The sequence below is a fragment of the Planococcus dechangensis genome (genome assembly GCF_042654465.1).
GTDB classification, from domain to species: domain Bacteria; phylum Bacillota; class Bacilli; order Bacillales_A; family Planococcaceae; genus Planococcus; species Planococcus dechangensis.
Map to the genome: position 1 here is coordinate 1,421,732 of NZ_JBHSGL010000005.1, position 14,400 is coordinate 1,436,131.

Annotated in this window: 17 protein-coding genes; 6 read left to right on the plus strand and 11 right to left on the minus strand. The window is 48.0% G+C overall.

What is annotated here, in order from left to right:
- Nucleotides 1-47: 47 nt before the first annotated feature.
- From ACFO5U_RS10145 to ACFO5U_RS10170, 6 genes are all read right to left on the minus strand, one after another.
- Nucleotides 48-650 (minus strand): alpha/beta hydrolase, encoded by a 603-nt coding sequence (locus ACFO5U_RS10145; RefSeq protein WP_377279487.1) that lies wholly within the window; start codon nt 648-650, stop codon nt 48-50.
- Nucleotides 651-762: 112 nt separating this feature from the next.
- A complete protein-coding gene (gene hslO / locus ACFO5U_RS10150) occupies nt 763-1,632 on the minus strand; it encodes an Hsp33 family molecular chaperone HslO (protein ID WP_377278904.1) in 870 nt (289 codons plus the stop codon).
- 41 nt (nt 1,633-1,673) lie between these two features.
- Nucleotides 1,674-1,883, minus strand: a complete 210-nt coding sequence (locus ACFO5U_RS10155) for a DUF896 domain-containing protein (RefSeq protein ID WP_377278905.1) — start codon at nt 1,881-1,883, stop codon at nt 1,674-1,676.
- Nucleotides 1,884-2,021: 138 nt separating this feature from the next.
- Nucleotides 2,022-2,468: a GNAT family N-acetyltransferase gene (locus tag ACFO5U_RS10160; RefSeq protein WP_377278907.1), complete on the minus strand. Its 447-nt coding sequence runs from the start codon at nt 2,466-2,468 to the stop codon at nt 2,022-2,024.
- Nucleotides 2,468-3,346 (minus strand): patatin-like phospholipase family protein, encoded by an 879-nt coding sequence (locus ACFO5U_RS10165; RefSeq protein WP_377278909.1) that lies wholly within the window; start codon nt 3,344-3,346, stop codon nt 2,468-2,470. Before ACFO5U_RS10165 ends, ACFO5U_RS10160 begins: the two co-directional genes overlap by 1 nt.
- Nucleotides 3,347-3,375: 29 nt before the next feature.
- Nucleotides 3,376-4,053 carry an SOS response-associated peptidase gene (locus tag ACFO5U_RS10170; RefSeq protein ID WP_377278911.1) on the minus strand — a complete coding sequence of 226 codons (678 nt, stop codon included), beginning with the start codon at nt 4,051-4,053 and terminating at the stop codon, nt 3,376-3,378.
- 162 nt (nt 4,054-4,215) lie between these two features.
- On the opposite strand from ACFO5U_RS10170, the gene ACFO5U_RS10175 reads away from it, so the two are divergent.
- Both ACFO5U_RS10175 and ACFO5U_RS10180 read left to right on the plus strand, forming a co-directional pair.
- Nucleotides 4,216-4,647 carry a hypothetical protein gene (locus ACFO5U_RS10175; RefSeq protein WP_377278913.1) on the plus strand — a complete coding sequence of 144 codons (432 nt, stop codon included), beginning with the start codon at nt 4,216-4,218 and terminating at the stop codon, nt 4,645-4,647.
- A gap of 118 nt (nt 4,648-4,765) precedes the next feature.
- Nucleotides 4,766-5,962: an MFS transporter gene (locus ACFO5U_RS10180; protein ID WP_377278915.1), complete on the plus strand. Its 1,197-nt coding sequence runs from the start codon at nt 4,766-4,768 to the stop codon at nt 5,960-5,962.
- A gap of 287 nt (nt 5,963-6,249) precedes the next feature.
- Here the strand turns inward: ACFO5U_RS10180 and ACFO5U_RS10185 are convergent, their stop codons facing one another.
- The 3 genes from ACFO5U_RS10185 to ACFO5U_RS10195 all read right to left on the minus strand — a co-directional run bounded on the left by ACFO5U_RS10185 (nt 6,250) and on the right by ACFO5U_RS10195 (nt 8,858).
- Nucleotides 6,250-7,893 (minus strand): SLC13 family permease, encoded by a 1,644-nt coding sequence (locus ACFO5U_RS10185; RefSeq protein ID WP_377278917.1) that lies wholly within the window; start codon nt 7,891-7,893, stop codon nt 6,250-6,252.
- Between the two features lie 238 nt (nt 7,894-8,131).
- Complete coding sequence (locus ACFO5U_RS10190; RefSeq protein ID WP_377278919.1) at nt 8,132-8,320, minus strand: hypothetical protein; 189 nt, start codon at nt 8,318-8,320, stop codon at nt 8,132-8,134.
- Between the two features lie 61 nt (nt 8,321-8,381).
- Nucleotides 8,382-8,858 carry a metal-dependent hydrolase gene (locus ACFO5U_RS10195; RefSeq protein ID WP_377278921.1) on the minus strand — a complete coding sequence of 159 codons (477 nt, stop codon included), beginning with the start codon at nt 8,856-8,858 and terminating at the stop codon, nt 8,382-8,384.
- Nucleotides 8,859-9,069: 211 nt separating this feature from the next.
- On the opposite strand from ACFO5U_RS10195, the gene ACFO5U_RS10200 reads away from it, so the two are divergent.
- The 4 genes from ACFO5U_RS10200 to ACFO5U_RS10215 all read left to right on the plus strand — a co-directional run bounded on the left by ACFO5U_RS10200 (nt 9,070) and on the right by ACFO5U_RS10215 (nt 12,581).
- Nucleotides 9,070-9,699 (plus strand): YfbR-like 5'-deoxynucleotidase, encoded by a 630-nt coding sequence (locus tag ACFO5U_RS10200; protein ID WP_377278923.1) that lies wholly within the window; start codon nt 9,070-9,072, stop codon nt 9,697-9,699.
- Nucleotides 9,700-9,783: 84 nt separating this feature from the next.
- Nucleotides 9,784-11,100 (plus strand): hemolysin family protein, encoded by a 1,317-nt coding sequence (locus ACFO5U_RS10205; protein WP_377278925.1) that lies wholly within the window; start codon nt 9,784-9,786, stop codon nt 11,098-11,100.
- 122 nt (nt 11,101-11,222) lie between these two features.
- The gene (locus ACFO5U_RS10210) at nt 11,223-11,582 is read left to right on the plus strand and encodes a YolD-like family protein (RefSeq protein ID WP_377278927.1); all 360 of its coding nucleotides are present in this window, start codon (nt 11,223-11,225) and stop codon (nt 11,580-11,582) included.
- A 108-nt stretch (nt 11,583-11,690) separates the two neighbouring features.
- Nucleotides 11,691-12,581 carry a YihY/virulence factor BrkB family protein gene (locus tag ACFO5U_RS10215; RefSeq protein ID WP_377278929.1) on the plus strand — a complete coding sequence of 297 codons (891 nt, stop codon included), beginning with the start codon at nt 11,691-11,693 and terminating at the stop codon, nt 12,579-12,581.
- A 44-nt stretch (nt 12,582-12,625) separates the two neighbouring features.
- Here ACFO5U_RS10215 and ACFO5U_RS10220 read toward each other — a convergent pair whose 3' ends face one another.
- Both ACFO5U_RS10220 and ACFO5U_RS10225 read right to left on the minus strand, forming a co-directional pair.
- Complete coding sequence (locus tag ACFO5U_RS10220; RefSeq protein ID WP_377278931.1) at nt 12,626-13,594, minus strand: dipeptidase; 969 nt, start codon at nt 13,592-13,594, stop codon at nt 12,626-12,628.
- On the minus strand, nt 13,594-14,316 hold the full coding sequence (locus ACFO5U_RS10225) for a gamma-glutamyl-gamma-aminobutyrate hydrolase family protein (protein ID WP_377278933.1): 723 nt from the start codon (nt 14,314-14,316) through the stop codon (nt 13,594-13,596). The genes ACFO5U_RS10220 and ACFO5U_RS10225 overlap by 1 nt, the downstream gene beginning before the upstream one ends.
- Nucleotides 14,317-14,400 lie beyond the last annotated feature (84 nt).

The window sequence follows — 14,400 nt, forward strand, 5'->3', positions numbered from 1 at the left end:
GAACGAAACCGACAGAAAAAGCTCCCCCATATCAGGAGGAGCTTTGTTCAGCCTTTTTCATACCAAGCTTTTGCTGCTGCAATTTCTTCCATCGTCAATTGGTGGCCGCGATTTTCCCAGTGCAACTCAACATCAGCACCCGCTTCACGCAGCATCTTGTCCAAGTCTTCCGATTCTTCTTTCGGGCAGATCGGGTCGTTCGTGCCTGCACCGATAAAGACGCGGGTGCCGGCTAGGTGCGGCAATTTCGCCTCGCGGTCCGGCACCATCGGATGGTGCAACATGGCGGCTTTTAACGAATCGCTGTATGTAAACAGCAAGTTTGCCGCGATATTGGCGCCATTCGAGTATCCGATTGCGATGACATGGTTGCGGTCGAAGCCGTATTGTTCTGCCGCTTGTCCAATAAATGCATGCAATTCTTCCGTTCGTTCACGTAAATCTTCCATGTCGAACACACCTTCAGACAAACGCTTGAAAAAACGCGGCATGCCGTTTTCAGAGACATTCCCACGGACGCTCAAAACGCCTGCTTGAGGGTCGATATGGCCGGCAGCGGGCAATAAATCGGTTTCCGTCCCTCCGGTTCCGTGCAAAAGAAGAAACGTCGGCTTGGATGTATCTTGTGGCGGATTGTAAATGTGTTTCATCATGAGAATTCCTCCTATTTCAAATATCTTGAATTAAAGATAATCATATCACATGTCTCTCTTTCCTCCAAATCAAAAAGCCTGCGGGATGATCCGCAGGCTTTAAAATCGGTCACACCAGCATTTCTTGAAGCTGATCTTTCGTAAAGACATAGTTTTCATTGCAAAAATGGCATTGCGCTTCTGCTTGCCCGTCGGTAACGATCATGTCTTCGATTTCTACCGGACCGAGGCCAAGGATTGCGTTGTGGATGCGCTCGCGCGAGCATTGGCATTGAAAATGGACCGGCATCGTATCAAGTGCTTTGACGTTTTCTTTGCCCAGCACTTCTTCTAGAATATTTTCCGGGGTCAAACCATTGCGCACCATATTCGAAATGGTTGGAATTGTTTTTAGCCGCTGTTCGAGCTGGCTGATTACTTTTTCATCGGTCCCTGGCATTAGCTGAATCAGAAACCCGCCTGACGCGAGGATCGTATTATCGGGATTGACGATTACTCCGACACCGACGGAAGACGGCGTCTGCTCCGACGTGACGATGTAATGGGTAAAGTCGTCGCCGAGTTCACCCGAGACGATCGGCACTTGTCCGACATACGGATGGTCCATCCCGATATCTTTGGAGACGGTCAGTGTCCCTTGTGTCCCGACCGCCCGCCGGACATCGAGTTTGCCGGATTCGTTCAAGTCAAAATGCGTTTGCGGATTGGAGACATAGCCCCGCACTTCCCCCTTAGCATTGGCATCGACGAGAATCGTGCCAATTGGGCCGCCGCCGTTGATTTTGATTGTCAATTTCTCTTCGCCTTTGAGCATTGCCCCGAGCATGACACTTGCCGTCATCGAACGGCCGAGCGCTGCCGATGCGGTCGGCCATGTATAATGGCGGCGCTGTGCCTCGCCTACTGTTTTCGTCGTGCGTGTAGCAAAGGCCCGAATTTGGCCGTCGTAAGCTAAAGCTTTTACTAAATAATCACTCATCTATGTTCTTCCTCTCTAAAATGCTAATTGGCGTTTTGCGTTTATTTTAATGCTTTGACTTTAGCTGGCGTGACGTCTTTGCCAAGCGGATCGATGACTGTCATATGGGTTACCGTCATCTCAATTTGGCCGCGGATCGCTTGCAAGTACTCACTTCGGAGTGTTTGCTGTTCTAGCGTTTCGGCATGAGTCAAACCGTGAAGACGCGCTTTTTTTGATAATTCATTGATGCGCGGTAAACTTTTGATCATCTGAATTGCCCTCCTTTTGTGCGGACAGGGACATATCCACTTTCTTCATTTTATATTATCTCGAATTAAAAATAAATAAATGTGCTTGCACACAAAAAAACGCCTGCTGCGGAAAACCGCTGTACAGGCGCTGAGTTGTTATGCCGTCAAACGAAACTGCGTACACGTTACCCCGTCCGCCACTTCAAACGTCTCTTCTTCTTTAAATCCGAATGATTCATAAAGCTTGCGTGCCGGCGTATTGGCGGTGCCGGTGCTGACGATGAATTCGGCAGCCTTTTTCTCGTGCAGCAATTGATCGACCAATTGACGGGCGATGCCCTGCCGAAATTGAATCGGATCGACGACAAGCCTGTAAATATCTACGATGCCGTCTTGTTCTTTGTACGAGATAAACCCTTTTAAATAACCATCCATAAAACCGAGAAAAATTTCACTGCTTTGCTGGATTTCCTCCACGGTCTCCGTGATATGGGGAATGCCGTCAAACCCCATCAATTCTGCTTCAATCCTATATGCCGGCCGTTGGATTGATTGAATCGCCTTGGCTGTAGACTCGTCCCTGTGGTCTATTGTGGTAATCATCATGAACTCCTTTCTAAAGTTAAAGTAGTAGGTGAAGCGATAAATTGCTTGGCATGCGGCACCATGAGTTCTGCATCGCGATAGCCTTGGACATACAAGGCTGCCAGCCGCTCCTGGTCCCGTTCGATGCCGCGCAGGCGGTGCAGATTGCGCGGGCGTACGATAATGGCACGCCCCTGTTGTTCCAAGGCTTCAATATGTGCGAGCGATTCATTATAGACGCGCTGGCGTTCTTCGAGCGCCCGAGCAAGCCCCGGATACTGACGCGCAAATGTCGGGGCGATCCGAACCAGCGGCGTCTGTCGTTTGCGGTAGCTGCTTTCGCGCGTTAAAACAATAATCGGCTTCGTGACGCCGTCTAACATCGCACGTCTGATCGGCAACGGATCCGCCAGGCTACCATCCATCAATAGGCGGCCTTGGTACTCTACAGGCTTCGACATGAACGGCAATGAGCTGGACGCCCTGACGACTGCGAGCAGCTCTTCCGGCGATAAGGGCTTATGGAAATAAACCGCTTCGCCGGTCATGCAGTCTGTCGTACCGACGACGAATTCCTCGCCGGCTGCGCCGAATCCGTTGTAATCGAAAGGGACGAGCCGATTCGGAATCTCATCGAAAATTAAATTCATGCCAAACAATTCACGTTTCTTCAAAAAATTCTTCACTGAAATATAATCAGGGTGCTTCACGTAGTCGATCATCACTTCACGGTTTCTACCGCTTTGCCGGGAGAGATACGAAACCGCATTGCAAGCACCGGCAGAAACACCGACGACATAATCCGTAAACAAGTCCTCTTCCAAAAATTTCTGTAAAACACCTGCCGTGTATACGCCGCGCATGCCGCCGCCTTCCAAAATCAGTCCGCTTTTCATTATTTCCCTCCCCTTTCACGTCTAGTAGGTCAATTGATTTCCCGGATCAATTCCGCCCCATTGTTTTTCGGCGAGTTCACTGCTTCGGACACCGGATAAGCTTGCAACTCTCCCGATTCGTAAGGCTTGATAAGTTCCTGCAATACTTGCGGATCCTGAATAGCTGGATCGAGCCACACGCTTTCCGCTTGCTTCGTCAAAATCACCGGCATGCGGTCATGGATGTCCGCCATCAATGCATTGGGCTGAGTCGTTAAAATTGTGCAGCTATGGATCAGTTCGCCATCCGGGGCGGTCCATGACTCCCATAACCCTGCAAAAGCGAACAGCTCGTTGGACGCCAGATGGATGAGCATCGGCGTTTTTCCCGCTGGATCTTTTCTCCATTCGTAAAAAGCATTGGCCGGAATCAAGCAGCGCTTTTTCTTGAAGGCATGCCGGAAGCTTGGTTTTTCTGCCGCTGTCTCTGCTCGTGCATTGATCATTTTATAGCCGATTTTCTTGTCTTTCGCCCAAGAGGGAATCAACCCCCAGCGCAGCGACCCTAGGCGGTTTGTCTCTCCGTCATTGATAATTGCCACAATCTGTTGGGAAGGGGCCACATTATAATTGGCTTCGTATATGCTTTTATCCAACGCCGATTCCCCTATATCGAACCTCGCTAGCAAATCTTCATAATCCGCATATAACGCAAATCTTCCGCACATTACACTTACCTCCTCGCACAATCGATATTGTCACTTTCAATATAACAGATTTTTCAAACTTTTCTACGAATTAGCTGTTCCTACCTATTAGACCGCCCTTACAGCGTTTGCGCCAAAAGAATGGTATAATAGAGAGACTATAAGGAAATGAGGAGGAATTGCATGGCTACTGCGCGCGAAATGAATTTGGTCAATAAGGATCTTTTGATTGAGGAATTGGGCCTCAAACAATTCGGCAACTCAAATGTTTTTTACAATGAAGATTTTTTCGTCCTTTCACCGTCTGTTCAACGATATGAAAAGGGCTTTGATGTCAGCGAGTATAATTTGTCAAAATACGACCCAGAAAAACACCAAGGGTTTGTTATTGTCCGATACATGGATACATTCCTCATGGCTAAACTGGAGAGTTTTATAGATAAAATGATGCCTCCTGAACTTCAATTGAAGAAAAAAAATGTAAAACCTCATTGGAAGTTTACAATTGTCGAAAACCCGGCCTATCATCTCGTCAACACCCAAAACAAAGAATTGCGCTATCGTCTGCAAGAGCCTTCTCGCAAACAAATTCTTGCGTATTTCGACAAGCTTTAACAGCTTCCCGCATAATTTATGCGGGGGTTTTTTTATGTTAAAGCTTTACAATATTTTACTGATGAATGGTAGAATGGGAAACAATCAAGCACCCACGAAACGGAAGTGATACGCTCTTATGGAAAACCGCAAATATACGGTACGTGACCGGGGATTCTGGAAAATCATCGCAAGCCTGCTCTTGGCTTCGCTGTTCATCTTCGCCAATATTTACGTCGTCCAGCCTTTGCTGCCGGTTTTTGTGACGGATTTCGATGTATCCGTCGCCACTTCGAGCCTATCCATGTCACTGACCATCATCGGAGTGATTGCAGGATTGATCATGCTCGGTTTTCTGTCCGATCGTAACGGCCGGCATTCGTACATCATCTGGTCACTGCTCGGTTCGGCTATTCCATTTTTCATTCTTCCGTTCGTTGAGTCGTTCACCTTATTCCTGATCTTGCGTTTTATCCAAGGATTTGCGCTAGCTGGTGTCCCAGCCGCTGCGCTCGCTTACATCAGCGAGGAAATCGACCGTAAAAATATCGCCTATGCCACCGCTTTATACATATCGAGCAACGCACTCGGCGGCATGCTGGGCCGCGTATTCGCTGGATTTTTGACCGACGCGTTTTCATGGCAGTTCACGTTTTTGGCGTTCGGCATAACAGGTATCGCCTTGTTTGTCGCCGTGCTGTTCCTGCTGCCGCGCTCCCGCCATTTTGAAGCAAGCCATTTAACTTTCTCAAAAGACATCGAGGGATTTTTATTCCATTTAAAAAACCCCGCATTGCTTGTCGTGTTCGGGCTAGGCGCCATTCTCCAAATTTCTTTTACCGGCGTCTGGACCTATTTGCCGTTCCATTTGCAGGCGCCTCCCTACTCGATGTCGCTGCAAGCCATCTCCTACTTGTTCTTCGCCTACGGCATCGGCGCCATCGGATCTCCGCTTGCCGGGCGGACGGCTGAAGCTTTCGGTTTGCGGCGCGTTCGCATCATCGGCGTGTTCGTCCTGTCTGCGGGCATTTTAATGACACTGGCTCCGGCTTTGTGGATCGTCACGCTCGGCTTATGCATCACATGCCTCGGCTTTTTTACCGCCCACTCGCTGACCGCCGCTTCGGTCGGCATGCAAGCGACCCACCATAAAGGCAGCGCTTCTAGTCTCTATTTGGTCTCATATTATATCGGCGTAGCCGCCGGAAGCTCGATGCTCAGCCCGATTTGGACACAGTTCGGCTGGGAAGTGCTCATCCTGTTTTGTGCAGCGATGCCCGCCGTCTACGTATTGATTGTTACTTGGTACAGAAAAAGAGCCGCCTCATTTTCATGAGGCGGTTCTAAATGTGTTGAGTAAGTCTAAATTCTTTTATATTTTATCAAAAATGGGTTCTTCTCTGTATAAAAAATACATGGAAATATTTAGGTATTTGGAGATATACAGGCTCGACTCTAACCGGGGTAGTGGAGCGGAAGCTGGCGACTCCAGCGGGAACAGCGCGAGCTGAAGACCCTGGACTGAGCGCAGCGAGGGAAGCGGCTGAAGCCGTGCCCGCGGAAAGCGTCCAGCTGGAGCGAAACACAAAAAGGCTGTCTAGGTTTTTCGACAGCCTTTTTGTTTTATTCCAGGAATCTTTCTGGAGTCGTTAGTAAATCGATATCCCATACAATCGGCAAGAAGTAATAAACGGCTAGGCCGACAAAGATAATCCCGAATACGTTCAGTATAAAGCCGGTTCGTGCCATGTCGATGATCTTCAAGTAGCCCGAGCCGAACACGACCGCATTCGGTGGTGTCGCGACCGGCAGCATGAACGCACAAGATGCCGTCACAGCAGCAGTCACCATCAAAGCATATGGGTGAATCCCGAGCGCTACCGCTAGTGAAGCCATGATCGGGAACATCATCGAAGCCGTCGCCGTGTTCGACGTGATTTCCGTCAGGAACAACACAAATGCTGCTACGACCAGCACAATGATCAAGACATTGACGCCTTGCAAACCGATCAATTGGCTGCCGACCCACTCGGACAGGCCTGACTGGGTAAACCCTGCCGCAATCGCCAAGCCGCCGCCAAACAGCAGCAAAATTCCCCATGGCAGTTTTACAGCCGTCGCCCAGTCCAGCAAATTATCGCCTAAGCGGGTTTTCGAAGGAATAGCGAACAAAATCATTGCCGCAATCAAACCGACCATCGCATCGTTCAAGCCAGGCAAAAAGTCGACGAGCAAGAACGAGCGTGTAATCCAAGCAAATGCAGCAAGCAAGAAAACAGTGAAGACCACTTTCTCTTCGTAAGACGCTTTGCCAAGCTCCTTCTTTTGTTCTTTGATGACACCGCTTCCACCAGGCAACTCTTTTAATTTCAGCGGATAAGCGATTTTGATCAAATAGAACCATGCTATAAAGATAAAAATCCAAGCAAGTGGTACACCGAACAGCATCCACTCCGCAAAGCTGATTTCAATACCATAGATTTCGTTGACCGCCCCTGCGAGAAGCGTATTCGGAGGTGTGCCGATCAATGTCGCAATACCGCCTAAAGAGGCAGAATAGGCAATCCCGAGCATGAGCGCCTTGCCGAACCCGAAATTCCCTTGGGATGTATCGATCGAGTCGTCATCCTTGAGTGCTTCCGACACTTGGTAAATGATTGCAAGACCGATCGGTACCATCATCATCGCCGTCGCGGTATTGGAAATCCACATCGACAGAAACCCTGTTGCCACCATAAAGCCGAGAATGATCCGCTCGGTATTGGTGCCGATCGCAGAAATGATCGTCAATGCGATCCGTTTATGAAGATTCCATTTTTCCATTGTCAGGGCAATCATAAACCCGCCCATGAAGAGGAAAATTGTATCGTTGCCATACGCCGAGGTCGTTTCCCCAATGTCCAAACCGTCTGAAAGCGGAAACAAAATAATCGGCAAAAGAGACGTTGCCGGAATCGGAATCGCTTCGGTGATCCACCACGTCGCAATCCACAATGTACTCGCTAGAATTGCTTTAGCTTCCGGCGGCAAGCCTTCTGGGTTAAAAAACAGCATGGTCAAAATAAATAGTAAAGGACCAGCCGCTAAGCCGATCAGCTGAGGCGTATTGTAGCTTTTCTTTTTAAAACGTTCATCATATGTACCCGCGTCTTCTGCGCGGTCTCGATCGTCCGGGTTCGGCACCGAGCCAGGCTTTGCAAAAAAGCGCATCATATCTTTTGCCTGGTAATGTTTTTCCCACATCCAGTTCCACGTCGCTGAAATCATAACAGCCTCCTCTTAAATAAAGTATGAATTTTTAAACTATTTTCCCTTTCTCAGTGTAGCGTGTTTTATTTTCCATAACAAGTGAGAAAAGGACATGCTTTACAGATTTTTACTTTTACATTGTATACGGAAACAATGTGTTGTTGGCGAGACTCATGAAAGTCCCCCTGCCGACGCATGTTGTATAGCAAAGAAAAGAACCGCCGAATCACATTCGGCAGCTCTTCAATAATTCTTCTTATTTTTCTTCCGATTCACCGATCGGGTTTCGTTCATCGCCCACACCTGTGTTGCTATGTGCGCCTTCTTTACTCATCTTTTCGCCATCTTCCCGTGACTCCTGATCAATTCCTTCAAATTCCTCACGCTTTCTTCGGTCACCGCCTGAGGACGGATTGGCATCTTTTGAAAAATCATCTCTAGACATTGCGCTTCCTCCTTTAGACTGTTTACACTGTCTATTCCCGAAGAACTTCGCTTAAAACGCTTTATGCTGAAATGAATAAATCATAGCCGAAATAAACCGAAAGCACCGATAAGGCAACGAACACCAGATGTTCTGCAAAACTTCCTGTTGACGTAGTAATCGGCAGACGCACGGTCAGTGTCAACGGGAATAACAGCTTCACGCCGCGCTTGGTCGCCATATCCAGGATGATGTGGCTGATCATGCCGACTAAAATACCGGCAGCCAGCGCCTCATTCGGCAAAATGGCCTGGAACAATAAAGTCGCCAGAACGAGAAACAGCAGGCTATGCGTAAAAGTCCGATGCCCGAATATAGTGCTGATCAGTTTCGATAAGATGGGCAGCTTTCTGCCGATTTTGCTGGATCCGTGGCACACGTCGGGAATCAATGCCCCTGCCACGCCGCCGATCAATAAAAGTACAGGTTCGTAATGAGTGATTTGCGCAAATGCCAGACTTGCTGCGATGCCGCCGGTGATGTGTGTTTGTCCTGTCATAGCTGCTTACGCTCCTTTTTCAAATGTGTCAATTCGTGCAAATCTGTTGCAAAACAGCCTCAAAAAATTGATCTCATGATTTACTTACGGCTTGGGCTAGGCAATCGACGAAGCGCTGCCTTTGTCACCTCGTCATTCACACGCTTTCATTTCTATTATACCGTTTTTCAGTTATGCTGAAGGCAAGGAAATCGCAAAAGGAGTCGTTAGTATGGGAATTCACCGCTTTTTTACCTCATTGAATGATTTAGAGCGAATCATCCGTGCCCCCGGAAGGTTTAAATTTGAAGAACACAACGTAGCCGCCCATTCCTGGAAAGTCAGCCAGTATGCAATGTTCTTCGCTACCATTGAAGAACGCGAAGGGCGCCCCGTAGATTGGAAATCGCTTTATGAACGCACCATCAACCATGACTTTGCAGAAGTGTTTATTGGGGACATCAAAACCCCCGTGAAATACGCCTCCCCTGAACTCAAGGAGATTCTCGCCAAAGTCGAAGAAGGCATGATGGAAAAATTCATCTTAAAGGAAATTCCGGAAGAGTTCCAGGAAGTGTTTTTCGACCGCATGAAAGAAGGCAAGGACGAATCGTTAGAAGGGCGCCTTTTGGAGTTCGCGGACAAACTCGACCAGTTCTATGAAGCATTCGCCGAACTGAAACGCGGCAACACCGACAAGGAATTTTTAAAAATGTACCGGATCGCGCTCAGTAAAATTCTTGATCTGCCGCTCACTGCCAGCGTTACTTATTTCCGTGAAGTGATACTCGATGACATCATGACAGAAGATACGGCAATCGATGTTCGCAAAATCACTAAACGCGTTCTGGAAGCGCATTGATGTAATTCCTCAGCACTATTGGTCGATTTATGATAGATTAGAAGAAAATACTCCGGAGGTGAATCCCTTATTTAAGGGAATTTATTGGACCCCATACTTTTATTGAATTTAGCTCTTCTCGTATTACTCATCGCATTAACCGCATTTTTTGTCGGAACGGAATTTGCAGTGGTCAAAGTCCGCATGTCACGTATCGAGCAATTGATCGATGAAGGCAATAAACGGGCCGTCCTTGTGAAGAAAGTCGTCAGCGACCTGGATTATTATTTATCCGCCTGCCAGCTCGGCATTACCGTGACCGCTCTTGGCCTTGGGTGGCTCGGGGAACCGACCGTTGAACGGCTTATGCACCCGCTGTTCGAATCGCTCGGCGTACCTTCAGCCGTCTCAACAATCGTGTCATTTGCGTTCGCCTTTGCACTCGTGACATTTTTGCATGTCGTCATCGGTGAACTGGCACCAAAATCGCTGGCACTTCAATTTGCGGAACGGATGACTTTGACACTTGCTCCTGCTCTCTATATTTTCGGAAAGATTATGTACCCGTTCATCTTCGTTTTGAACGGCTCCGCGCGTTTGCTGCTTCGCATGTTCGGCGTCGAACCTGCTGGAGAACAACAAGCCCATTCCGAAGAAGAATTGAAAATCATCATGGCGCAAAGTTTCCAAAGCGGTGAAATCAACCAAACTGAGCTTTCCTATATGCAGAATATCTTTGCATTTGACGAGCGCAGCGCCAAAGATGTGATGATTCCACGCACGCAAATGGTCGCCTTTGCGGATGATTTATCGACAGAGGAGTTGCTTGCGGAACTTCGCGAACATCGCTTTACGCGCTATCCGATTGCACGTGACGGCGACAAAGACGACCTGATCGGTTTTATCAATGCCAAAGAAGTTTTGACGCATTACGCCATCTATAACGATGTCCAGCTGATGGAATTGATTCACGAGCTTCCGTATTTCCACGAAACGACGCCGCTTCAAATGGCGCTCGTGAAAATGCAGAAAGACCGCACCCACATCGCACTCGTTATCGACGAATATGGCGGCACATCCGGCTTGATCACGATGGAAGACATTCTCGAGGAAATTGTCGGGGAAATCCGCGATGAGTTTGATGAAGATGAAGAAGCTGAAATTACAAAAGAACACGACAACCGTTATGTCGTAAATGGCCGTGTCCTGCTGAAGGATTTAGAAGAACGATTCGCTTTAAGGTTTGCCGATAGCGAAGAAATCGATACTATTGCCGGTTGGATGCAACACCAGCTTATTGAAGCTGAAACCGGAGATTCGTTTACAAAAGACGGATACCAATGGTCGATCATCGCCATGGAAAACCATCATATTTTAAAGGTCGCTTTCGAAAAATTAGAAGCGCCAACCACAGATGCATAAACAGAAATGCCCCCGGGCATTTCTGTTTTTTTTGATTCATGAAAAAAAGAGTGATTGACCGCTGTCGATTCTTTCTTTACGATAAGAACAAGTGTTCTTATTTCTTGAAAGGAGTGATGAAGATGAAAAAAAATCAAAATTTGATCGTCAAAGGCAAGGTGTTGGACCGGGGGCAACTGAAATGGGGATCGCTCATGCTTCCCGAACACGTGCGCATGCTGCGCGAATGGGAAGCAGCAGACCCGTCCAAAGAAAAGCCGCAGCTTGATGAAGAGGAGCTTAATTTATTGCAGGAGGAAATTACCATCGCCTACAGACGCCAATGTACAGTCGAAATCCGCTATTGGCACAACCGCCGGACGCTGATCCTAGGCGTTGTTACAGCAATTGACATTGCCCACCAAGTGATCGAAGTGACTACAGGCAGCTCATCCACACGAATCGCTTTTTCGGACCTCCACGGTGTTCGCCTATTGGATTAGCCTATGGCGGCAGCCGGCAGATTGCAGTCTTTTTCTCTTTTTTAGGGTTAAGCTCCCATAGAATTGGGCATACATTAATTAACTATCAGAAAAATGGAGGTTAATTATATGAGCAAAGTGACGTCTTATGCCAAAGAATTTGGCCAAGAATTCAAAAAAGACAATGCGACGACACTTGCGGCAGCCCAAGCTTATTACTATCTTTTAGCAATCGTGCCTTTATTAATTTTGCTATTGGCCATCCTGCCGTATTTGCAGCTTGACCCGCAACGGGTAGTCGATTTCATCGGCAGCATCCTGCCGGGCGAAGTCGCAGCTACATTCGAAGAAACCATCATCAGTGTCGTGACGACACCATCTGGCGGCCTGCTGACTTTCGGTATTTTGGGTACGCTGTGGTCTGCATCCAACGCCATGACCGCGTTTATCGACGCAACGAACCAAGCGTACGATGTAGAAGAGACCCGCTCATTCATCAAGAAAAAAGGAATGGCGATCATCTTGACGATTTTCATGTTAGTTGCTGTCATTGTGGCACTTGTCTTGCCGATTTTTGGCGGTGCCATCATCAATACGATCACTGAGTTCCTCAACTTGCCTCAGCAAACTGAAATCATTTTCCAAGTTCTTCGCTGGGTGATTTCCATTGTAGTCATGAGCATTGTACTGGCCTGCCTTTACAAATTCGCTCCAAATAAGCACTTTCCGTTCAAAGAAGTTCTTGTCGGTGCATTTATTGCCACAGTATTATGGCAGCTTGTTTCTCTAGGATTTTCTTTCTATGTTTCGAACTTCGGAAACTTTTCCGCCACTTACGGAAGCCTTGGTGGTTTGATCATCTTGATGCTTTGGTTCTTCCTGACAGGTTTGATTCTTGTGGTCGGTGCTGAAATCAATGCGATTCTTCATCGTCACAAACATGCCGCACAAGACTCCGAAGAAAGTAAATTGCAAGTTGCAGAATCCGGTGATACCGAGTCATCAATGAATAAGTATTAAATCAAAAAGGCATCCGCTCAAAAAAAGCGGATGGCTTTTTTTATTTATCCCGATAGATTCTTCAAGACGCCGGGGCGGTGTTCCAAGAAATTGCGGTATGCAAAGCCTTCCACTTGCGTTTCGGTATAGCGCTTTTGCAATGCATCGATCAAACGCGGGAAAAATGATGCATTATCGAGCCCCTCGACATGAGTGAAAATGCCGTCAAAATCTGAGCCCACCCCGACATGCCGTTCGCCACCAAGTGCGCACATATGGTCGATATGGCGCAGCAAGTCATCGATTTCTGCCGATTTTCTTTCTTGGATGATAAAGTCCGGAAAAAACACAACATCAATCAAGCCGCCATGCGCAAACATCGCCTCGATTTGCCGGTCGTCCAGATTTCTTGGATGATCGCATAATTTCCTGGCGTTCGAATGGCTCGCAAACGGATAATCGGCAAGCTCAAGCACGTCCCAAAACCCAGCCGGTGATAAATGCGACACATCGGTAAAAATGCCGTGCTCATTATTAAGTTCAACGACTTGTTTGCCGAGCAGCGTCAAACCACCTGCTCTCGGTTCCCCGACGCCATCCGCACAAAGATTGGCGTAGTTCCATGTCAATCCAAGCGACAGCACGCCAAGGCGGTACAGATGACGCAGTTTCGCAAGATCGTTGCCGAAAGCATCCGCTCCTTCAAGCGCAAGCACAGCTCCAATTTCATCAGGCTTTAAATCATCGATGTCGCTCCATTTCCGGATGTGTTTCATCAGCGGCTGCCCGAGCACTTCACTGTAAAATAAATCAACCTGTTCCAAAGCATGCTGCCATTTTTCGTTATCCGGAAGCTCAGGATGGACAAATATCGCGAAAAACTGTACTTTCACACCCCCTTGCTGCAAGCGCTCATAGTTGCTGTCGAGTTCATCTGCATCTTTGTAATCCAACGGCTTGCCGCGAAACAGCTCGTTGCGCTTGCTCACTTGAAGCTTTAAGAGTGCGTCGCAATGCGTATCGATAATGTGCACTACTCATCCCCTTCTTCCGTGCAGGCACGAACAAAGCCCTCAAAAATGCGCAGGGATGCCGCGTCGCCTGTTCGCGCCATATTTTCAGGATGCCATTGTACGCCAAGCACAAAAGGATGCTCTTTGCTTTCGATTGCCTCAATGACCCCGTCGCTTGCGATTCCCGAAATGATATAACTATCCGGAACTTGGCGGTTCGACTGGTGATGGCGGCTATTGACTTTCAGTTTCAGCGAATCGGTCAACCGGTGCAATAGCGACCCTTCCTGCACTTCGACAAAATGCGACCCGTGTTCTTTCGGTGCCCGCTGCTGATGCTGAAGCAAATTGCCCGACAGCTGGGATGGTGTGTCTTGGTACATATCCCCGCCCGCTGCGATATTCAAAATTTGGGCACCTCGGCAAATCGCCAGCACTGGCTTGTTTTTCTCCATCACCTTTTCCAGCAGCTCGAGTTCAAAGCGGTCGCGCGAAGGAATGATTACTCCGAGTCCTGGATGCGGTTCCTCGCCGAACAAGGTCGGATCGATGTCATAGCCCCCCGCAAGGAACAAGCCATCGATATGCTCCGCTAGTTCGTCGAGCTCTTTTGCGGACGTAATATGCGGCAGCATGATTGGCAAACCACCGGCTCGGACAATCGCTTCGGTATCCGCTAGCTCCACCGTATATTCATCTTTTCCCAATTCCATTGAAGCCGTTATCCCTATGATTGGTCTCATTCTCATCACTCCTAAGTTGTTTGAATACTGAATATATTTACCATACAGAAGTTTTTTCTGAATGAAAAGAGCTATCCAATGTTT